We start from the raw sequence: 243 nt of genomic DNA, 5'->3' as shown, positions 1-243 counted from the left end.
ATGTTGATGTTACAGTACCAGTGAAGCCAGGCTACACGGCGGATAAGTCAACGGTACCGGCGACAGTGAATGCCGACGGTACGATCACCGTTGATAACCCAACGACCACAGGTAAAGTAAACTACACACCAAACGATGCCAAGGCAAATGTGATGATTCCAAGCAATCAAGGTGATCAAACGGTGCCTAATGTAACTGGTAAGACAGGCGAACATGTCACTGTTGATGTGCCATTACTTAAAG

1 protein-coding gene is annotated in these 243 nt (G+C 46.9%); it reads left to right on the top strand.

The window, feature by feature from the left end:
• Positions 1-243: hypothetical protein (locus CES79_RS12955; RefSeq protein ID WP_159459506.1), on the top strand; the 243-nt coding region annotated here is incomplete at both ends.

Source organism: Secundilactobacillus silagei JCM 19001 (assembly GCF_002217945.1).
GTDB lineage: Bacteria > Bacillota > Bacilli > Lactobacillales > Lactobacillaceae > Secundilactobacillus > Secundilactobacillus silagei.
Note: the sequence above shows the minus strand (reverse complement) of the source record. Positions and strands in the feature narration are given on the sequence as shown.